Here is a 21,563-nt window from a genome sequence, read left to right as displayed (position 1 = left end):
CTCTGCTTTGCTTAGTGAACAGTTGATGAAGATTGCGTTCAACCAACCGCTAGCTCGCATTCGATGAGCGATTCAGACCGCCGTGGACCGCCATACCTGCCTAGCGTCCCGCCTCAAAGCACTGGTTCCACTCCTCAAAATGCTGCTCGATCTGCGTCGCGGCGGCGTCCAGAGAGAGACGTTTTGCCTCAAAGTCAGCAACGGCGTTCCAGAAGCTGGTACGACCAACGGCAAAACCAATAAAACCTGGCACGCTTGCAGCCGTCTGGAGCCAGTGAATAACGCGTTCCTGGCTTGCTCCACGCCCAAGCACAATGAGGCCAACATTCTGGCCACCATTGCGGTGTGCGACTTCGACAATGTTCTCGCAATCAGCGCGTTGATCCAACCCTTCAATTTTCCAGACATCTGGTTCCACCCCAGCCTGTCGCAATTCTTCGATGGCCCGTACCATTAAGCGAGGCCGAAGCTGGCTGTCATAGGCATCTTTATTCTGATCAACGAGTTCAAGTTGGTGGAACTCAGCTGGGACAAGGAGTTCAAACAGGAATAGATGTTGTGATTGGTGCAAGTAGTCGGAGAGACGTTTCAGACGTTGAGTTTGACGCTGATTCAGCATATGGTCACCCTCGGGATTATAGCGAACCAATGCCTTGGCGAATGTTGGCTGCATGGCCTCAATATGGTGCGCGAAGTCGTCGCCATAGACAAAATCAAACTCGTCTTGCCCACTTTTTTCCACAGGGACTGCCGTGATGGTACCCTGTTGCACCGCCTCGCGGAGAATGCCAACACCATATTGTTCATCAACGAGGATACCCGCCTCCTCTTTGGGGATACGGGCCTTTTTAAACCCCTCGTAGATGACTCGCTTACTCTCAGCTACCCTCAACGCTTGCTCGACATTGAGCGGTTCCTTCCAGCCAAACAAACCACTGATATAAGAAGCGCGATGATCAAATGGTAAAATGGCGAGCTTTTTGGTATATCCTGTCATCCTCATCATGTGCTCCCTTCTTCTCACCTGTGTCTTCTAGAGATAAAGGTAAAGATGTGTTCGGTTGATAGCTCTCTGAGTGCCGAAACGTTTCCTGTGATAAAAAAGTTTCTCTTGTCTGGTGGTCAATTCCTCTCTCTCAGCGCAATCAATTTTCCATCCTGATCGGTATTCAATTGTGGAGCTTTGACATTTTTAAAGATACACCGATAGCGCGGGGCGTGGAACAGCTTGGCTGTCAACACATCGTGTATGCCCACCAGGCTCAGCAATCGAAAGAGTCCGACGGCAAGCAGTGCCCCGATGGGAGAAGCAAGGATATACACCCACTGGTCACGCCAGAACCAGGAGACCAGCGCTGGGCCAAAGCTGCGAGCGGGATTCAGGCTGGAGCCAGAGATGGGCGCAACCTGCCAGTAGATGAACGCCATCAGGAGCCAGGTCATCAAAGGGGTCCAATGCATCAGGCGATGGCTACTGACGAAGAGAAAAATCGCCAGAACCAGCAGGCAAGTGAGTCCCATCTCGATCAGAAACACGCTCCAGATGGGATATCCCGCCCCTGGAGCGGTGACGCCATTGTGGACACTTGCCGCCCGCTCCCTCCAGATCAGCACGGCCAATCCCGCGCCGAGCACCGCACCGAGAAATTGGCTCGCCAGATAGCTGACAAGATCGTGCTGGTGCATCTTGCCTTGCAGCCAGAATGCCAGCGAGACAGCGGGGTTGAGATGGGCACCGCTCAGCTTGCCAAGAGGTGAGATTGCCACAAGCGGTCCGCTTCCCGCGAGCAGCAGTCCCGTAATCAGCCGACGAACGCCGCTATTGGGAAGCACGACTGCCAGTGGTGAATCTGTACCCAAATTGAAGGTGACCGCGCTTAACACGATGAAGACGAGAAACGCGGTTCCCAGCAATTCTGAGCCGTATTCGGGCCAGTGGAGCCGTTGCCACCAGGAATGCTTCTGCATGCATATCTCCCTTATTTCGTCCGCCTCGCTTACGCACGAGCAGACGCGGTACACGATCTTTCCTGGTCGAGCTTCGAGAACAGGTTATTCTGCGATTCTGCCAATATTAGATGAGTAAAGACGCTATCACACAGGACAGTATACGGGAATGTACACAACATTTTTTCAGGCGCTTGGCCATAAACACGTCTTTTGATTTTACTAATGGTGCCATCCCTCGCATCTGAGCAGTGTTCCTTGCTGGCGGATGACCTCTGACTCCCGGAGTATACTGGAAGCGCGGAGAGGAAGTCATGGGTCGAAAGAGCTATCGGAAGGCGAGAAGTGGCCGCCGGGATCCGGCACGAAAGTTCTAGTGCGTAGCTCGACTTCCCTGGTCAATTGAAGCGAATGCGCAGGAATGCAATCAAACAGGAGAGCCATGCATAGTGAGAGGGGCAGAGAGCTCTTTCATGGACAATGGCACAGCATGCATGCTCCAAAGAGTTGATCTGCTCATCGCCAAAAGGCAAACAACAGGGAGCAGAAAGGAAGAACGAGTATGGGCCACGAGTACCATACCCCCCACAACACCATACCAGCGCCGGACCTACGCTCATCCCCTCATGCTCTGCTTGCGACCAAGTTTCTTCCTCCCGTATCTCCCCATAAGATCATTGCTCGCCCGCGTCTCCTGGCCTTGCTCAATGCTGGCCTCCACCGACGCCTCATGCTCATCTCCGCCGCAGCAGGCTTTGGGAAAACCACGCTGCTGGCAAGCTGGGTTCGCACATTTCCTCCAGGTCACCCGCCAGTGGCCTGGGTGTCGCTTGACGCAGGCGATAACGCTCCCCTGCAGTTTTGGGCATACGTTCTGACCGCATTGGAACAGTGCCGGCCCGGACTTTCTCCTCTCCCCGTTGCCTCCTTGTCCGAGATACCACAACCATCCTGGCAAGCAGTGCTCGCAACTCTGATCAATACCCTGGCCCGGCAAAGCGACCCCCTGGTGCTGGTGCTGGACAATTACGAGGAGATTACAGAGCCCGCGATCCATGCCCTGCTTTCCTCACTGCTTGAGCACCTGCCGCCCACTGTGTGTGTGGTCTTGGCAACACGGACTGACCCCCCCTTTTCCCTTGCCCGGCTGCGCGCGCAGGCCCAGATCCAGGAATTACGCGCCGAGCAATTACGGGCAACGAGCGAGGAGATGACCGCCTTTTTCTGGAACGTGATGGATCTTCGGCTTGCCGAGCAAGACATCCAGGCAGTGGACGCACGCCTGCAAGGCTGGTGGGCAGGCATGCAACTGGCAGCGCTTACCTTGAAGGAAAAGGCACACCCCAACGATCTGCTTCGAGCACTCCAGGGAAACCAGAGTGCACTTTTCGAATATCTAGTGCAAGAGGTGCTAAAACGACAGCCAGAGCAGGTGCAAAGCTTCCTCCTACGAACATCCATCTTATCCCGCCTGCACAACTCTCTGTGCAATGCAGTCCTTGAGCAGCAGGACAGCCAGCTTTTCCTGGAGGAAATAGAACAAGCCAATCTCTTTCTCAGCCCACTTGATGAGCAGCGCCAGTGGTATGCCTACCACCCTCTCTGGTCCTCGGTCCTGCGTGCTCAGTTGGAGCGGATCTCTCCCACGAAGGTGCCTGGCCTGCATCTGCGGGCCAGTCAGTGGTATGCGGCCCAACAGATGTGCGGCGAAGCGATCCAGCACGCGCTGCAGGCGCACGAGTGGTCCTGGGCCGCGCTGTTGATGGAGCAGATTCCCCGTCAAGACATCTGGAGTCAGCTTGAGTACGCGTTGCTCCCTTCCTGGATGGAGCAACTTCCCCGCGAGGTTCTGCGTGAGCGGCCTCGTTTGTGCCTGGCCTCTGCCCAGAGCTTGTTCTGGATCGCGATGCCAGACGTCACCGAAAGCTAGGTGCGCGATGCCAGACGCGCCTGGACACGAGCTCATCTGCGGGAAGAACAGACACCCATGGCGCGAGATGCACACGGACCGGAGGCTCCACTCCATCTTCTGGGGGAAATCGCCGCCTTGCAGGCCACAATTGCGGGTTTCCATCATGGGGATGCGGGAGCAACGCGAGCTTTTTGTCAGGAGGCCCTGACCCATCTTGAGGAGCAGCAATGGGCCGCACGAGTCCAGATGGCGTTTGCCCAGGCTCGGGCGAACGTTTCTCAGGGGTATGTCGAGCGCGGTGCCCTGCAACTGCAGGCTGAATGGAGCCGGATCAAAGCGGAGGGCGATCAAACACTCGAGAGTATCTACTGGCGCGAGGCCGTCTGGGAAAGCACGATGGCGGGCAAATTGCACGAGGAAGCCTTACGCCAGAGCCAGGAGCGCGTGAGCGCCCTGATGGATTCCAGCATAATCGGGATCAATATCATCGAGGGGGAGCAGATTGTGGACGCGAATGACACCTTTCTGCGCATGACCGGCTATACCCGTGAAGACCTTTGTGAAGGGCGCATGAACTGATTGTACATGACGCCTCCAGAGTATCTAGCACAGGCCCAGCAGGCTCATCAGGAGCTTGCCGCCGGCAGGCGATGACATATGAGAAAGACTACGTGTGTAAAGATGGTAGTCGCCTTCCAGTGCTCGTGTGCGGGGTCATCTTAAAACATCACCCGTTCCAGGGGATTGCCTTTGTGCTAGATAATTCGGCGCGCAAAGAACTGGAACAGCGAAAAGATGCCTTTTTGGGCATGGTCAGCCATGAGCTGAAGACTCCCCTCGCCTCCTTGAAGCTGCAAACACAGCTTTTGTGTAAGAAACTTGAGAAACGAGACCTTCCCAATATGGAGGTGGTGTGTGCTCGTATGGAAACACAGCTGAATGCTCTTACTCGCCTGGTCGACGAGTTACTCGACCTTTCGCGCATCCAGGCTGGGAAGCTGGAATATGCGCAAGACACGGTCGATCTGGGCGAGATGCTTGAGGAAGTTATCGATTGACGGAACATGACAAGGCCATTCTCAATTTGGGAACTTAGTTAAAAACATGCAGATAGCAGTAGATGGCATCCCGGCAATCTTTTGCATAAATAGGCGGAGAGATATATTTGTCCTTCTATTGTGCCAACGTATATCTTGAAGATGGAACACCACTATTGAGGTATGTATTTCGCTCGTGGGAAGCACCTGTTACGTTTACGGAGAAGCAGAAGGAGAACATTGAGATGCCGCAAGCCACCAACTATGATGCGGTTGTGATCGGGACCAGCCAGGGCGGCAGATTCCTCCCCATCGCTTTGGCGAAGGCAGGCCGAAAAGTGGCGCTAATCGAGCGTGACCACATTGGCGGTGTCTGTGTCAATGTGGGCTGTACCCCCACCAAAACGATGGTCGCCAGCGCACGCCTCGCCTACCTGGCAAGGCGTGGCGCTGACTACGGCATACATATTGGCCCCATTTCGGTCGATCTGCAGGCCGTACGCACACGCAAACATGGGATCGTCGAAGGCGCACGCCTCGGCTACAAAAGCCGTCTTACAGCAGCACAAGAGCTGGATCTGCTCAGGGGCGAAGCTCATTTTCTCGCCCCAAACACGCTTGAGGTCTCTCTCAAGGGTGGCGAGACGCGGGAGATCACCGCGCCACTGATTGTTATCGATACCGGTGACCGGCCTGAACAACTAGAAATCAAAGGCATCGAGAGCGTACCCGTGCTCAATTCAACCACGCTCATGGAGCTAGACACACTCCCCGAACACCTGCTCATCATCGGTGGCGGCTACATTGGGCTGGAGTTCGGGCAGATGTTTCGTCGCTTTGGCAGCCAGGTCACGATCATTCAGCGCGGTCCACGCTTACTTAGGAGCGAGGATGAAGACGTGAGTGACGAAATAACAAAGATTTTGCGCGAGGAAGGGACCACGGTCCTGACCGGAACCACGCCCCAACAGGTGGAGCCACTCAGTGGAGGACGTATTCAATTGACTGTGCGCACGCCTCAGGGAGAACAGCAGCTCATCGGCTCACATCTACTGGCAGCAGCCGGCCGCGTCCCTAACACCGAAGATCTCACCCCGAAGCTGCTGGCATCCAATTAAACAAGGAGGGGTATATCCAGGTCAACGAGCAGTTGGAGACGAGCGTTCCTGGCATTTACGCGATGGGTGATGTGAAAGGTGGGCCCGCTTTTACTCACATCTCTTACGATGACTTCCGCATTTTGCGCACCAATCTGCTGGAGCATGGCAACGCCAGCACGCAAGGTCGCCTTGTTCCCTATACCATATTCATCGACCCCCAGCTTGGGCGCGTTGGCTTGAGTGAAAACGAGGCCAGAAAACAGGGGCGTAACATCCATGTGGCGAAATTGCCCATGAATGCTGTACCCCGTGCTCTGGAAACAGGCGAGACGCGCGGTTTTATGAAGGCTATCGTCGATGCCGAGACCCAGCAAATCCTGGGTTGCGCCATCCTGAGCATAGAAGGGGGCGAGATAATGACGATCATCCAGGTGGCAATGATGGGGAAGTTACCCTACACTGCCTTAAAAGAAGGTACGTTTACCCATCCACTCCTGGCTGAAGGGCTCAATGCGCTGTTTATGACGCTTGATTCTTAGGATAGCTCTCATTCATCGCCAATTTGTTTGGACTGGCTGCTGGAGGCTCGACGTTCATCGTCTTCCTTCGTGAATCTTTGCAACACAGCCGGAAACCAGGCCATGCATTAGATCGATGACGTCATGCTGTCTGAGCAACAACGAGGGGTGGGTTCATCCTATCCGGCGTATGCCGATCAGCCTGGACATCGGTGTATGATAGATTCGAGAGAAACAACATGAGAAAGAGATCAGGAGTGAGAAAATGAGCGAAGGTTTCGTCTCGCGAGGATTCCGAGGTCGCCGAAAGCCTGGCGATAAGAGTGGGCGAATCCCGCCAGGACAATATCTGGAGCGTGACTTTCCCGTCCTTTCGGCGGGACCGACACCACACACGCCTCTCGCAACCTGGGATTTCTCCCTGCTTGGGGAGGTCGATCAACCAAAACGGTGGACCTGGGATGCATTTCGCGCCCTGCCACATGAGATGGTAACCAAAGACATCCACTGCGTGACCAAGTGGTCGAAACTGGATACACACTGGGAAGGCGTCTCCGTCGATACACTGCTCGAGCAGGTTGAGTACGATGCTAACTACGTGATTGCCTTTAGCGATGGCGGCTATACTACCAACCTTCCATTGGAAGACGTGTTGGATGGAAAGGCGTGGGTGGTGTATGCGTATGATGGGCAGCCACTCACCCCCGAACACGGTGGACCAGCACGCCTGCTGGTTCCCCACCTCTACTTCTGGAAGAGCGCCAAGTGGGTCCGAGGTCTGCGATTGGTCGATCGGGATGAACCGGGCTTCTGGGAGTCGCTTGGCTACCATAATCACGGTGATCCATGGAAAGAAGAACGATACCGGGGCGACTAAGCTGGCAGCTTGGCGAGGTGGTTGCGACGCAGGAAGAAACAGCGCGGGCGAAGAGTATTACACTCGCCGTTCCTCACTGGAAGGGGCATCGACCGGGACAGCATGTGGATGTACGACTCACGGCTGAAGACGGCTACCGGGCAGAGCGCAGCTATTCGATCGCATCTGCTCCTCAGCAGGAACAACATGTGACGCTCACCGTCGAACGGATCGATGACGGGGAAGTGTCGCCCTACCTCACGGGTGAACTCCGTGTCGGTGACCAACTGGAACTGCGCGGTCCAATTGGGGGATACTTCGTCTGGGAGGCACAGATGGGTGGTCCTCTCTTGCTAGTAGCTGGGGGATCGGGTATCGTGCCGTTGATGGCAATGATCCGCTATCATGCCGCCTTGGGGAGTACGATTCCGATCCGTTTGCTATATTCGTCGCGATCGTACACGGAGGTGATCTACCGTGAAGAACTCGCTCGCCTGGTCAAGAGCAACACGAAGGTTGAAGTGGTGCAGACGCTGACCCGCGTGCAACCGCCTGGATGGACAGGGTTTCATCGTCGGATCGATACCGAGATGCTGCGCGAGGTGGCATGGCAGGTTGATCGACGGGCATTGATGTTCATCTGTGGCCCAACCCCATTCGTCGAAACAGCCGCAACGAGTCTCATCACATTGGGATACGAACCTGGACGAATCAAAACTGAACGATTCGGACCCACAGGAGAAACATGATGGAGAACAAGCTTGATGGCAACGCTGCCGGGGGCATTCTGCAAGAGATCTTCCCTTTTGAAATGACGCAGGCCCAGGCAACCTGTACAGGTTGCGGTACAACCGGTGCCATCGGTGCACTGGCTGTCTACATGCATGGGATGGGGACGGTCATACGCTGCCCCTTCTGCGATACCGTGCTCATCCGCGTTGCGCAGAGAAGGGGACAATACTGGCTGGATATGCAGGGCGTGCGCGTTCTTCAGATCAGTACAGCGGTCTAGTCCATCTTCCCGCGTACGCCAGTAGCGGGTCTGCTACTGGCGTACGCGGCTACTGGATGCGGCTACTCTGCCGAACCGGTGACTTCGGCGATGATCTCCTGATCATCGGCCTGCTGGCGTCCAGCGGTGAACTGGCCTACGAAGTAGAGCAACACACCCACGATCAGGGAGAGCAAACCAATGCCTCCAATCCAGAGCACCCATTGCGCGCTGGTAACCAGTGATGTCCAGGGACCTGTGAATGTGACATACACACCCACGGCACTGGCAATCAGGCCAAAGACGGCGCACAAGTAGAAGACCCAGGTGGGAGCCAGCTTTACCCGTGTGAAGGCATCCTGGTATTTGTAGCGAATCACAATCACATCCACAAACAGAATGACCATCGAGACACACCAGATAACAGTTACCGCCGCTTGCAGAATGTCATAGATGATGGTTGAAAGGTCAGCGGGCTTGAGGCCAGCATTTAAGGCATACGGAGCCAGAATAAAGGCGATGACCGTAAAGACGGCGGCGATAATAGTCTGCACCAGCACAGCCATCCAGGGAACTTTGTTGGCATTGACCTTGCTGATGATAGCTGGCATACGACGATCCAGGCCCGAGACAAAGAGCAGGCGTCCGAATGAGTAGTTGTAGACAGTCGTGTTAAAGAGGAAGAAGCCAATAAAAATGATATTGACCAGCAAACCCAGCACACTACCCGCGCCACCAAAGCCGGAGGTCACCGCCTGGGCAATCGCTGAAGGGCTTCCCTGCGCGCTTACCGGGGTCACGGCCTGCATCACACCAAAGGTCGTTAGTAGATAGCCTGCCATGACGACCGCCGAACCCCAGAGGAGATACCGGGTAATCGAGCGCGTATTGGTGATCTCGACTCCCATATTGAGTGGAACCTCAATACCCAGTAGAGCCAGAATAACAGTGCCATAGAAAGTATAGGTCGCGGGAACAGGCAACCAATTATGCGCTGCATAGTCAACATGGGCGGAATGGCCACCAAAGAGGGCCAGCAAGCCAGCCAGTCCCACAAGCAGGATCGCGCCGCCATAGGCCACAAAGATCACATTGACCAGATTCTGCGTCACCCGGAAGCGCAGAACAGACAGCACAAGTGAAAAGGCGAGCACAGCCAGGATGACGACCCCTTGCTGCCAGGGCTCAGTCAGCCAGGAGGCGTTGATCTGCTGCAAGAGCGAGACCACGGTATCACTGGTGGCGATCATTACCAGAATACCTGGCCACCAGGCACAGAAGCCTGCGAAGAACCCCATAAAAGAGCCAAACGCCTTGTGAGTCCAGACATAGATTGAGCCTTCGCCCGGAAACATCAAGCCCAGCTGACCTGTGACTATCGCCCCCGGAATAAGAAAAGTTATAAAGCCCAGAATCCAGTACACATACGCGGAGGGTCCCGCGCCGCCTGCGACTACCGCTCCGTTGCTGGCAAAAAGCACAATCGCTACGAAGATCGCCACCATGTCAAATGAATTGAGCACACGCGGTAAAATTCCCCCGGCAATACGCTCCGAGCGGAGCTGATTGCCTTCATTTCCCATTGCAGATGTCGCCATAGCAAGTTTCCCTACCTTTCGCGAAATAATGATACGCGGCTCATCCTTAAAGCCATCATTTACAGCAAACTCGTTGGGAATCGAAGTGTGCGAAGAGGATTGAAGCACATCTATTTTGATGCTCTTATTATAGCATAGAGGCCGCTTTGATTAGTTAAAATAGTCCCGAGATCTTTGCACATTCTCACTTTCACTTGCCGCACATCATCCACAAAAACTAAACCATTAGCCTGGTCTCCCTAGCCCATTTATGTAAGCAATTAGCAGATAGATGAGTGTGTATGTTAACCTATGCAGGATACATAGCAAATGCAGACAGTGAACGTGAATTTTCCGGCAATCTTATCGTTGCCGATGTTTTTTGCATAAAGGAGTCAAAAAACAGAGAGGTCAGTCGCATCATACGCATGTGAAGAGGGAAAAGTGACACTCGTCGCTGAGTACCCATTTCCTAACCCTGAATCAGTCAGGCCCTTTCATATGTGTAATAAAGGAGCAACCTGCTGCTGACCATGAAAACGTATAAGGAGGCATATGAGTAATAACTGGAATCAGCCAGGCACGCCAGCGAACAAGACGCAGAACGGCAAACTGGCAAAAAAAACGGGAGGATTACTCAGCAACTATCAGCAGAAAAATGTCGAGCAGCAACTACCCGCTTCACGCCCATTTTCACAACGACCTGCCGGCCCTAGTCAACCTCCACAGTTTCCGCCTGCAGCCAATCCGCGTCGGCCTGCTTCTTCGCAGTTTCCGCCTTCCCAACCCCAACAGTTCCAGCCACAGATGCCACCACAACCACAGAGGCCCCAGCAGTTCTCTCCACAAACTGCACGGCCTCCCATGAGGCCTTTACCCCCTCAACAACAGGGCTGGATGCCAAATGCGATGCAAGTTATGCGCCAGGTCTCTGGGAAAATGGCCACTTTGGGGCGCAGTAATTATACACAGACTACGCAGACTGCGCCGCCACCTATGGGAAACTATCAGGGGTCATATCCTCAAGGCGGCAATCCCCTCGCTCAGCAACCGACTATGGAGCAGGCTACTCCCTGGAAGGGCGCTTTGAACTCGCCCTTTATCGCGCCTTTGATCACTAACAAGCGCCGTGGGCGTGGACGTCCACAATCGCGCTTCCGCAGGATCTTCAGTCGCGTAGCTCTGGCGGTATTGATAGTAGGCTTTATAGCCTCATCTATCACGGGCTTCTTTGCTGTGAGCTATTATCAACAACAAGCGGGCAAGGTTGCCAGCATTGCAAACAAGACGAGCGCGCAAACAACACGCATCTACGACCGCAACACGACATTAATTGGGGAGTTCTACAATCAAGAAGAAGGAAGTGCTGGCCGCTCAACACCCATCTCATTTAAAGATATTCCCCAGGTTTTGCAGGACGCCCAGGTTTCTGCCGAGGATCGCACCTTCTGGAACAACGCGGGTATCGATCCACAAGGCATTCTGCGCGCCGCCACCTCTGGTAATGGCGGTGGTAGTACCATTACGCAGCAGGTGATTAAAAACCTGTCGAAGCAGAATCAGAGTACCTACACGCGCAAACTCGTCGAGGCTACCCTGGCTCTGGGTATGACGCAACAGTACCCCAAGTGGAAGATTCTGGAGATCTATTTTAATAGTGTCCCCTATGGGATTCAGGATCTCGGCGTTGAGGCCGCGGTTCGCGATTTATTTGGCTTGCAACCCGATTGCGATAAAAACTTTAACTGTAAGCCCGGCATTACGAAGTTGGCTCTTGATCCCAAGACCGGCAAGCCCAATCCAATTGTGGAATTGGCTCGTGCTTCGTTGTTGGCTGGAATTCCTAATAATCCCACCATTTTTGACCCATCAATCAGCGAGACCACACGCCAGAACGCGCTCGGCCGCCAGGACTATGTCCTGCAAAAGATGAAGGCAGATGGCAAGCGTGTCGATGGCAAGCCCATCAACGACGAGATGATCCAGCAGGCCGAGAAATTAACGGCTACCTGGAAATTTGCGCCATATAGCGCGATTAAAAAGGCTCCTCACTTCACCGATTGGGTCACACTTCAGATGGTGCATATACTCGGCAATGGTGACGATCAAATGGGACTCCAGGCCTTCCTCTCGGGCGGCTTTAACATTCGCACCACCCTGGATATGAACATTCAGCAGTATATTCAGGATGCCTCGAAATACTTTATTACGCAGCCAACCTACCAGAAGTTCGGCAGCTATGCTGGAACAACTGCTATACTCAATCGAGACCTGCAAGTGAACGATGCCGCAGTAGTGGTCATGAACTCCAAGACAGGCGAGGTCCTGGGGATGAGTGGTAGCGTTGACTATTACAAGGACCCAAAGAACAAGCGTGTGGCCGGTAGCGTTAATGTGACCACGAGTGGGCGTGGTCCTGGCTCGACCTTTAAACCAATCGTCTATGCTACGGCCTTCCAGATGGGGTGGAATCCAGGGATTGTTCTACCTGACGTTCGTACCTACTTTCCAAATGGCGCTGCTGCAGGCGCCCTGGATCAAGATAACGTAGAATTCCCATATTCGCCCAATGACTACGGTGGGAAGCCGAATGGGGTATCTGGGCCACGCTCAACTATTCGGGCGGCTCTGGCAAACTCATACAACATTCCTGCGGTAAAGGCGATGACCTTTGCTGGCACCGATAATGTCTTTAATAACGCGCGCCTGATGGGCATCACCAGCCTTGATCAAGCTATGCAGAAGAAAAACTGCACGGATGCCATGAATTGTTTTCACCTGACGCCGGTCCTGGGTACAGTGGATGTCTCGCCCCTGGAAATGACCAGCGCCTACCAGACCTTCGCCAATGATGGTGTGCATGTGCCGTACCAGAATATTCTCGATGTCTGGGATAACTATGGCAACCATCTCTTCCATTATGACCCGGCGAAGACGAAAGGCACACGTGTCTTTTCCAGCCAGGTCAACTACCTCCTCACGTCGGTCCTGAGTGATGAGCCATCACGCCAGCCAGAGTTTCCTGGCGACCATGATCTCTCATTCTATGACTGGGACCCAAGCTGTCAGGCGTCCCTCAAGACATACATTAGCTGTAATACCTACCAGGTAGGCGCCAAAACTGGTACCACCGATTCCTTCAAAGATAACTGGACGATTGGTTATACCCCTAGAGCCACAGTTGGGGTCTGGGCAGGAAATGCCGATGGTCATGACATGGCAAATGGAGTGGTTGGTATTACCGGGGCGGCTCCCATTTGGCATGCTGTGATGGAGTTTGTCTCCGGGCGTCCCTGTGCCGACATTAACGACGCGATGAATGTCCACATTGCTTGCCACACCTCTCGTCTCGACCCAGCGACGGATGGCATGAACGGGCCGACCACATTCTCCAAGCCCGGTGGCGTGACCTATACCTGCAACCTTTCGGCGCAGGATGGCCTAGCGGGGGCGGGTATCTGCGACTGGGTTATCAATGGTCAGGCCCCGACACTGCGCGGGAAAGACATTGCCCCAGCCGCGCCTACCACCACCAATGGCAATGGTGGAAACAAACCGGGTGGCGGTAATAACACCCCAACCCCAACGCCAACACCGACACTAACGCCGACGGTCACAGCAACACCAAAACCGCAGAAGACACCTTCGCCTTTCCCGACTTTGGTGCCTCCGTTCCCTACTCCGACTCCGTAGTTTTCTGGCCCGTCTTTGCAACTGTAAAACAATGGTGTGTGACAGATACCGGGCTGCCTGTGGGCAGCCCGGTATCTGTCACACACCATTGTTTAATATTTGTAGAAGTGTTGTGCGGTCTCCTCCTCGGGAGTCTTCTCTTTAAAGAATTCGATTTCGTTGCGCTTGACGGCAATGTAGGAGGTAGCCAGCAGCGGACCCAGGGCTTCGGTGAGTACGGTGTCGTGCTCCAATTCGTCCAGAGCCTCGCTGAGGGTGGTTGGCAGGCGCTGGATGCCCAGGCGGGCGCGCTCTTCATCGCTATAGTTGCCGGGATCAATCTCTTGTGGCTCCCCTGGCTCGATACGCTTCTCGATACCGTCGAGACCTGCTGCTAGCAACGTGCCCAATGCCAGGTAGGGGTTGCCACTATGGTCGGCACACTTCAACTCGATATTGGCAGAATTGGCCTCGCGCCCGCTGAAGAGCGAGGGGATGCGAATCGCGCCTTCACGATTATCATAGCCATAGACACTATAGGCCGAACTCCAATAATGCGGCAATAAGCGCCTGTAGGAGTTGGGGCTACCACAGGTGAGCGCGACCAGGCCGCGAATATGCTTTAAGACGCCGCCCACAAAGTATTTGCCAAGCTGGCTAAAACCACCACGCTGGCCCTCTTCAAAGAAGAGGTTTTTCCCAGCTTGCTCGCCACGCTCGGTCCCCCAGAGACTCATGTGGATATGTGCGCCGCTGCCCGCTTGATCGAGAAATGGCTTGGGGCAAAGGTCGCGTACAGACCATAGTCGCGCGCCACGCTCCTGACCGTCTCGCGAATCAGGCAGACGTTATCGGCGGCTCTGAGCACGTCGGCGTGCTGGATTGAGAGCTCTTGTTGCGCGGGTCCCAGTTCCGTATGAAATAGCTCGATGGAGATTCCCTGCGCCTCTAAGGCGGCGAGAATGGCATCGATCACATGTGCCTGTTCATCGAGACCGATGCTGCTATAACAGAGGCTGCTGTCGGCGGGAAGAAACTGCCCCGTCTGCTCGTCTTTGCGTGCCAGGTAAAATTCGTGCTCAATAGCGGCCTCGGCACGCATGCCATGCGCGGCCAGGCGGGTACTTATGCGCTTCAAGAAGGTGCGTGGGCAGGCTTCCCAGGGAACGCCATCCGTACGGACCATATCACACATCATGGAGGCCGCGTGTGGTGCGTAGGGCAGCGTGACAAAGGTCTCCGGATCTGGCAACAGGCGGAACTCACCAACCGGCCCCATACCCTCGACAGCCGCCAGTTGTTCTACTCCCGTAAAGGCCTGCATGGCCAACGTCTGCCCAATGCCCTCACGCATACGGCTCTCCAGCTTATCCACATGTGTGGCCTTGCCGCGAATAATCCCCCATTATCGCAGTAGAGGAAACGCACCAGGCGAATTTTGTCATTCTTCGCCTTGAGTATGATTTGATGCTTATCCATAGGCTTCTCTCCCAAACTTTGATTTATTCTACTATAACATATATTCATCATGTACTAGACCTCTCACGCCTGCGGCGCTCGTCCTGGTAGGCGCACCCTGCTACCATCACACCACCCAACAGTAGCAAGGTGTCTCTTTTTATCTTTGTAAACCGTATTATGGGTACCAGAGAATTTCTGTTCTTCTATATAAAGGTACTCATGATGCCAATACAAGGTAAGCCTCAAGACTCTTTCCCCGAACGCAATTCCTCTCCTACCCAACGAGAGGCACGTTTGCGTGCGCTTATCGAGCATAGTCATGAGGTTTCGCTTCTACTTGATGATCAAGGTACTATTGTGTATGCCAGTCCCGCACTGACACATGTGCTAGGCTACCTGTCTGAAGAGGTATCTGGACAAGCCATGCTCTCATGGGTTCACCCCCTCGATCAATCCGAGGCCTCTGAGAACATGGCAAGCTTACAGGCTCACACCAGGCAAGAACTCTTTACGACACAAAGGTATCGTCACAAAGGTGGCTCCTGGCGCTGGCTCGAACTACACGCTGTCAATAAACTGGCTGATCCCCAGATAGCCGCGCTTATTTGTAGCCTGCGTGATATTACCACGCTCAAAGAAGCTGAAATCAAGCAGCAACGTCTCGTTGAGGAGTCAGACCTGGCGCATACACACTTGCTTACAGTCCTTCAACAAATGCCCGCGGGTGTTATGATCGCCGAGTCTCCCTCGGGCAAGCTCTTGCTTAGCAACGACCAGGTAAGGCAGATCTGGCGTCACTCTTTTCCTGAATCTAACGAGGTTGACAAATACAACCACTATAAAGGCTTTCATTCTGATGGCACACCCTATGCCGGGCATGAATGGCCGCTTGCACGCTCAATCCGCCAGGGCGAGTCTGTACGGGAGGAAGAGATCACTTTTCTACGCGGCGATGGCACACGTGGTATCATGAGTGTAAGTTCTGCGCCCATCTTGAATACACAGAACGAGATTATCGCTGGCGTCGTTGTCTTCATCGATATTAGTGAAAGGAAGCGCCTGGAGCAACTCAAAGACAACTTTATCAGTATGGTCAGCCATGAGTTGAAAACACCAGTTACCAGCATCAAAGGCTATACCCAGTTGCTGCAAAAACACTTTCAGCGCTCTGATGAGAAACAATCACTCCATTTTCTCGCCAAGATGAACTATCAGCTTGATAAACTGACAGACCTCATCAATGAGATACTGAGTATCTCTCAACTGGATCTGGGTATGCTCAACCTGCGTCCTCAGGTGTTTGATCTTGTTGAGGCTGTAAGGGAGGAGTTAGAGAGCCAGCAGGCCACCACTGCAACGCATAAGCTCCAGCTCAAAGGCATCGAAAAACTCACCATTACAGGTGACCGTGAGCGCATTAGGCAGGTAATCCATCACCTGGTAAGCAACGCTATCAAGTACTCTCCAGGCAGAAAACAGGTATGTATTGAGATCTGTTATAGCGATCAAGCAGCCTTAATTCATATTCAAGATTATGGCATCGGCATCGACTCGGAGCACTTTTCCCAGATCTTCGAGCGTTTTTATCGCGTGGATGAGCCTCTCGAACAAACATTTCCTGGCCTGGGCATAGGACTCTACCTCGCACACGAGATCATCCAGCGCCACCAGGGCCATATCTGGGTGGAGAGCCAGAAGGGACAGGGCTCTACGTTTAGTTTCTCACTCCCACTTCAACCCCATACAACCATTGCCAAGGAGACCAGTCATGACAACCACTAAATCCAGGGTGCTCGTCATCGATGACGACCCAGATATTGTTGAGGTGATCCAGTTACTGCTAGAGGATGCTGGATATCTCGTCTCGAACATCAATCAGCTTCCAGAAAACGCGAACTTAGCTCAAATCTGTCTTCAGGCGCAACCAGACTTCATCATTCTCGACATGCTGCTCTCAGGACAGGATGGTCGTCATCTCGCGCGCCATCTCAAAGAGAACCAGTCCACCAATCATATCCCTTTGATGATGATCTCGGCCCATCCTCAGGCCCGTTCCCAGGCGCTGGCTGCCGGCGCCGATGATTTCCTGGCCAAGCCTTTGACATGGACGAGATGCTCGCCAAAGTCAAGCGTTATTGTTAAGCTTATCTTATCAAGACATCACGATATGCCTGAAGTAATAATACCCTATCTACTATTTTGGCTTACGATTACGTATACGTAAATATGAGGAAGTAGGGTAAGGCTGGTTGTGTACGCCACCAGCCTTACCCTACTTCCTTATAGTTACACCCGGGCAAGTTTCTCCGGGTTGGCAACAATTCGAATTGCCCGAATACGTTCTTGCTCCACTTCAATAGTCATGACGGAGAAGGCTTTTTCGCCTACACGGACAATCAAGGCCACCTGACCATTGACCTCTTCTACTTCAGGGCTATAGCCCTCGGGCCAGAAGCGCCTTGTCCCCAGCAAGAAACGGGCTACCGGGACACGTCCAACAAGCTCGTGAGTCGCTGCACCCCTGACCTTGCCGCCGCCATCTGCCCAGAAGGTGACATCTTCGGCCAACATATTCATGAGTGGTGTCATCTCGCCAGCACTTACGGCTTGCTGAAAACCGTTGAGTAATTGCCGGTGGAGTTGGGGAGAGGCCGGGAAGCGCGGCCGATGCGTACGTAGATGTAGCCTGGCTCGGCTGAAGGAGCGGCGACAGGCTGCCTCGCTCTTGTCAAGCATCGTGGCGATCTCGGGAAATTCATAACCAAAGATTTCGCGTAGCAGGAAGACCGCGCGCTCGAACGGTTGAAGCTGCTCCAGCAAGACCAGGAACGCCAACGAGATCGACTCCTGCATATCGACACGCTTTTCCGGGTCGTCCGTTTCATCCATCTCGGTTGTCAGAATTGGCTCCGGTAACCAGGGACCTACATATAGTTCTCGCTTCCTGCGCGCTAGTTGAAGTTGATCCATGCATAAGCGCGTGACGATCGTGGTGAGATACGCTTTGAGCGAGTGAATGGTTTCTATGGGTGTAGACTGATAGCGCAGGTACGTTTCCTGCACCATATCCTCAGCATCCATCGCACTACCAAGCATGCGGTAAGCAATAGAAAAGAGGTATATCCGGTAAGTTTCAAAGGACTCCACGCTGTTTTCTGCCTTTCGTCGACTCATGAGAGCAAGTGTTGCCATAAATAAAGAGGGTTGAGCCATCTCATTTGGGACAACTTTCTACTCCAATTTTATATACGCCAGAGTAGGGGGTGTGGTGCGTGCTGGCAGCCTGTGGCTGCCAGCACGCACCACACCCCCTACTCTGGCGAGCGCCGCAGGCGCGAGGTGGATTCGGGTGAGAATGGCTTGACATAGCCTTTGATTGCTGGTATATTTATATTTACCAAAGGTAATTTGATTTAACTAAGGTAAAGTCAAAGCATATGGGAAGGTAAGAAAGACGGGCGAAAGAGCAGCAGGATCTCAAGCAAAGCATTCTAGATGCGGCGCGCGAAATTGCTCTAGCGGAGGGGTGGCGCAATGTGACGATACGCAAGATCGCGGATCGCATTGAGTATAGTCATCCCTCCATTTATGCCCATTTTGCAAACAAAGATGTGCTCTTATTAGAGTTCGTGCATGAGGGTTTCCGCCTGTTGGAGGCCGACTTAAAGCTGGCCCGAGCACAAGGCCACGATCCAGTGGAGGCGATGCTGCACCCGAGGGCGAGATCTCAGGCTCTCTGAGGAAAGTTATCACTGACCCCGTGCTGCGGGCTTATGTACCCATTCCAGGCCTGGTTGCATTGGGCGCGATACTCCTGAGGTTCTGAAGCTGGATTGGCTTGGCTCGGGAATTATGATGGCTCTCGCCCTCATTGCAAGCCTCATCTTCGCCTTCTCGCTTAAAAGGTAGAACATACCTTTTGTGATCAATCGTTAAAAGCCTTGATGAAGAAAGATTCGTATTAGGAGCATTCAGAGAAAGAGGAAAGAAATGTTTTCAGAACAAGAGCTCGCGTTTTTGCGCACACAACCCCTGGCCAGACTGGCAACGGTGGCCGTCAATGGTCAGCCCGATGCGGATGCGGTCGGCTTCGCCTTTGAGAACGGGCACTTCTATATTGGCGGTTATTTCCTGGAACGTACACGCAAATATAAAAATATTGCCGCCGGACATAGCAAGGTGTCGCTGCTTATTGATGAACTACCCTCGCTCGAACCCCTTGAGCCACGCTCAATCAAGCTTCATGGTGAGGCTGCGATTCTGCGACTTGAGGAGGGTTTTCGGGGACCTGGCACATATATTGTGATTACGCCGAAGGTCTCCTGGAGTATCGGCATTGAAGGGCCAGCCTTTCAAGATGGGAAGTCAGTCATCAAGAAAATTACCTGGGAATGAAGACCATTTTCGCACGCTTCATACAAGTCGGGCCGACGCGTACTTTCGCAGCGTTGGCCCGCATGATGTAAGTGATTACGCCTCCCAGGGCTTGACCACTACTTTGATACAGGAGTCCTGCTTGTGCTTGAACATTTCATAGGCGTGGGGTACCTGCTCCAGAGAGACTTTATGCGTGATGACAAAACGGGGATCGATCTCAGCCTCCTGAATACGCTTCAGTAGCGGGCGCAGATAGCGATGCACATGAGTTTGACCCATCTTAAAGGTCAGGGCCTTGGCGAAGGCGGCACCCATGGGCATCTTATCCACAAAGCCGCCGTAGATGCCTGGTAGCGAGACAGTGCCTCCTTTACGGCAGGCCTGAATCGCCTGGCGCAAGACATGGGGACGATCCGTGCTCAGGCGCGTTTTTTGCTTGATGGTATCGGTGATGGCACCAACACTGGTTCCATGCGCCTCCAGTCCCACAGCGTCGATGCAGGCATCTGGTCCAACTCCGCCCGTCATCTGCTTGAGCATCTCCACCACATCGCCCTCTTTCTCGTAGTTGATGATCTCGGCACGCCCGTGCTCCTGGGCCATGCGCAAACGCTCGGAGATGCGGTCAATGGCAATGACGCGCTCCGCACCCAACATATAGGCACTCTTGATGGCGAACTGCCCTACAGGACCACAGCCCCAGACCGCGACTGTGTCTCCAGGCTGGATGCCACAGTTCTCGGCCGCCATATAGCCCGTGGGGAAGATGTCCGAGAGGAAGAGCACCTGTTCATCGCTCATGCCTTCGGGAACCTTGAGGGGACCAATATCGGCGTAGGGAACACGCACATACTGAGCCTGGCCTCCGGCATACCCGCCATAAAGATGCGAGTAGCCATAGAGGCCCGAGCCAGAGTAGCCATAGAGGCTCTCAGCCAGCCAGGCATTGGGATTAGAGTTGTCGCAGAGTGACCACATGTCGCGCTTGCAGAACATGCAGTTGCCGCAGGCGATGGTAAAGGGAACGACGACGCGGTCGCCCTTCTTGAGGTTGCTCACATCTTTACCGACCTCAACAACCTCGCCCATGAACTCATGCCCCAGAATATCCCCCTTCTTCATGGTCGGAATATACCCATCATAAAGGTGCAGGTCTGAGCCACAAATGGCCGAGGTCGTAATCTTGACAATGGCATCACGCGGGTTAAGAATTTCGGGATCGGATACATTCTCTACCCGCACATCATGTGCTCCAAACCAGCATAGGGCCTTCATACCCGTACTCCTTCCTCTGCCTGTTTCCCTGTTGGTTGCCCCTTTATAGTGGGGACCTCGCCCGTCTCCACCAGAGATTTAAAGCGGTGCAGGATCTCGGCTACCTGCGTCTCAAGCATGATATCAGTGGCCCGACCCAGCAGCGGCATCTCAAGGACAGTTTGGAGCTTGCGATGATGCGCGAAATCCATCTCCAGGATCGCAATGGTGCCGCGCCCTCCGGGGGCAGCGGTAAAGCGTACACGCCCATTATCCTCAAGCATGGGATTATTGAGTACCCGCCACTCGATCAGCCTTCCTGGCTCCTCCCTGACAATCTCTATGTCCCACTCCAGGCGCTGCCCCTGCGGTCCCCTGGCCAACCAGTGCGAACTCTTCTCGCCAGTTTTACGCACTTCCTGCACCATAGGCATATAGGCAGACGCACGCTCTACATCGCGCCAGGTATCGTACAGTTGCTCGGGGCTGGCTTGAATGGTCATGGCTCTATGCACACGAAAACCCGCTCCACCTGGCAGCTTACTGACATTACTTGAGGGGAAGGGATGCTCCGCCCGGTTGACGTGCAGCCTGTCATAAAGCACGCTATGGCCTGTTGCTCCTCGATAGAGCAGACCTCCACCCAGCAAGAGGCTGGCAAGGCTACCTTTTGTCAGGCCAAAGAGGGTCAGCAGACCTCCACCCACCAGGCACCCGAGGCGCTCCCCCTGAGACATATTCGTGGGCTTATCCGTAGCTCTTTGTAATATATCGCGTATATCGCGTATATTGACTATGGCCCGATTGCTCGACTGCTCTGAAGACATAAGCCGTTTCCTCCATGACTGGATAGGGCTTTAG

14 protein-coding genes and 3 pseudogenes are annotated in these 21,563 nt (G+C 53.9%); 10 read left to right on the top strand and 7 right to left on the bottom strand.

Going from position 1 to position 21,563, the window contains the following annotated elements; all coding sequences use genetic code 11:
• Positions 1–100 precede the first annotated feature (100 nt).
• Complete coding sequence (locus JMJ16_RS46270; RefSeq protein ID WP_236602017.1) at positions 101–1,006, bottom strand: 2-deoxy-5-keto-D-gluconate 6-phosphate aldolase domain-containing protein; 906 nt, start codon at positions 1,004–1,006, stop codon at positions 101–103.
• Between the two features lie 116 nt (positions 1,007–1,122).
• Positions 1,123–1,968 (bottom strand): MIP/aquaporin family protein, encoded by an 846-nt coding sequence (locus tag JMJ16_RS46265; protein ID WP_201392644.1) that lies wholly within the window; start codon positions 1,966–1,968, stop codon positions 1,123–1,125.
• A gap of 541 nt (positions 1,969–2,509) precedes the next feature.
• On the opposite strand from JMJ16_RS46265, the pseudogene JMJ16_RS55255 reads away from it, so the two are divergent.
• The 5 genes and pseudogenes from JMJ16_RS55255 to JMJ16_RS46235 form a co-directional block, all read left to right on the top strand.
• Positions 2,510–4,914: pseudogene (locus JMJ16_RS55255) on the top strand (histidine kinase dimerization/phospho-acceptor domain-containing protein); the annotation flags it as partial.
• Between the two features lie 227 nt (positions 4,915–5,141).
• Positions 5,142–6,535: pseudogene (locus tag JMJ16_RS57625) on the top strand (mercuric reductase).
• 244 nt (positions 6,536–6,779) lie between these two features.
• Positions 6,780–7,391, top strand: coding sequence for a sulfite oxidase-like oxidoreductase (locus tag JMJ16_RS46245; protein WP_201392640.1), 612 nt, complete (start codon positions 6,780–6,782; stop codon positions 7,389–7,391).
• Positions 7,361–8,119 carry a ferredoxin reductase gene (locus JMJ16_RS46240; protein ID WP_201392638.1) on the top strand — a complete coding sequence of 253 codons (759 nt, stop codon included), beginning with the start codon at positions 7,361–7,363 and terminating at the stop codon, positions 8,117–8,119. The genes JMJ16_RS46245 and JMJ16_RS46240 overlap by 31 nt, the downstream gene beginning before the upstream one ends.
• Positions 8,116–8,382 carry a DUF6510 family protein gene (locus tag JMJ16_RS46235; protein WP_236602016.1) on the top strand — a complete coding sequence of 89 codons (267 nt, stop codon included), beginning with the start codon at positions 8,116–8,118 and terminating at the stop codon, positions 8,380–8,382. The genes JMJ16_RS46240 and JMJ16_RS46235 overlap by 4 nt, the downstream gene beginning before the upstream one ends.
• A gap of 62 nt (positions 8,383–8,444) precedes the next feature.
• On the opposite strand, the gene JMJ16_RS46230 is transcribed toward JMJ16_RS46235, so the two are convergent.
• Positions 8,445–9,959 (bottom strand): APC family permease, encoded by a 1,515-nt coding sequence (locus JMJ16_RS46230; protein ID WP_201392636.1) that lies wholly within the window; start codon positions 9,957–9,959, stop codon positions 8,445–8,447.
• A 534-nt stretch (positions 9,960–10,493) separates the two neighbouring features.
• On the opposite strand from JMJ16_RS46230, the gene JMJ16_RS46225 reads away from it, so the two are divergent.
• Positions 10,494–13,631 carry a transglycosylase domain-containing protein gene (locus JMJ16_RS46225; protein ID WP_201392633.1) on the top strand — a complete coding sequence of 1,046 codons (3,138 nt, stop codon included), beginning with the start codon at positions 10,494–10,496 and terminating at the stop codon, positions 13,629–13,631.
• Between the two features lie 92 nt (positions 13,632–13,723).
• Here the strand turns inward: JMJ16_RS46225 and JMJ16_RS55245 are convergent.
• Positions 13,724–14,964, bottom strand: a pseudogene (locus JMJ16_RS55245) (glutamine synthetase family protein).
• A gap of 326 nt (positions 14,965–15,290) precedes the next feature.
• Between JMJ16_RS55245 and JMJ16_RS46210 the strand changes: the two are divergent.
• Positions 15,291–16,853 carry a PAS domain S-box protein gene (locus JMJ16_RS46210; protein ID WP_201392629.1) on the top strand — a complete coding sequence of 521 codons (1,563 nt, stop codon included), beginning with the start codon at positions 15,291–15,293 and terminating at the stop codon, positions 16,851–16,853.
• Entirely contained in the window at positions 16,840–17,295 is a 456-nt protein-coding gene (locus tag JMJ16_RS46205; RefSeq protein ID WP_201392627.1) for a PleD family two-component system response regulator, read from the top strand. Before JMJ16_RS46210 ends, JMJ16_RS46205 begins: the two co-directional genes overlap by 14 nt.
• Positions 17,296–17,357: 62 nt before the next feature.
• On the opposite strand, the gene JMJ16_RS46200 is transcribed toward JMJ16_RS46205, so the two are convergent.
• Positions 17,358–18,245, bottom strand: coding sequence for an RNA polymerase sigma-70 factor (locus JMJ16_RS46200; protein WP_201392625.1), 888 nt, complete (start codon positions 18,243–18,245; stop codon positions 17,358–17,360).
• A 314-nt stretch (positions 18,246–18,559) separates the two neighbouring features.
• Between JMJ16_RS46200 and JMJ16_RS55240 the strand changes: the two genes are divergently transcribed.
• Together JMJ16_RS55240 and JMJ16_RS46190 are read left to right on the top strand one after the other, a co-directional pair.
• On the top strand, positions 18,560–18,811 hold the full coding sequence (locus JMJ16_RS55240) for a helix-turn-helix domain-containing protein (protein WP_255553322.1): 252 nt from the start codon (positions 18,560–18,562) through the stop codon (positions 18,809–18,811).
• A 250-nt stretch (positions 18,812–19,061) separates the two neighbouring features.
• Positions 19,062–19,466, top strand: a complete 405-nt coding sequence (locus tag JMJ16_RS46190; RefSeq protein WP_201392622.1) for a PPOX class F420-dependent oxidoreductase — start codon at positions 19,062–19,064, stop codon at positions 19,464–19,466.
• Positions 19,467–19,541: 75 nt separating this feature from the next.
• On the opposite strand, the gene JMJ16_RS46185 is transcribed toward JMJ16_RS46190, so the two are convergent.
• Positions 19,542–20,723: a zinc-dependent alcohol dehydrogenase gene (locus tag JMJ16_RS46185; RefSeq protein ID WP_201392620.1), complete on the bottom strand. Its 1,182-nt coding sequence runs from the start codon at positions 20,721–20,723 to the stop codon at positions 19,542–19,544.
• The gene (locus JMJ16_RS46180; RefSeq protein ID WP_201392618.1) at positions 20,720–21,529 is read right to left on the bottom strand and encodes an SRPBCC family protein; all 810 of its coding nucleotides are present in this window, start codon (positions 21,527–21,529) and stop codon (positions 20,720–20,722) included. Before JMJ16_RS46180 ends, JMJ16_RS46185 begins: the two co-directional genes overlap by 4 nt.
• Positions 21,530–21,563 lie beyond the last annotated feature (34 nt).

The sequence above is a fragment of the Ktedonobacter sp. SOSP1-52 genome, from assembly GCF_016587395.1.
Note: the sequence above shows the minus strand (reverse complement) of the source record. Positions and strands in the feature narration are given on the sequence as shown.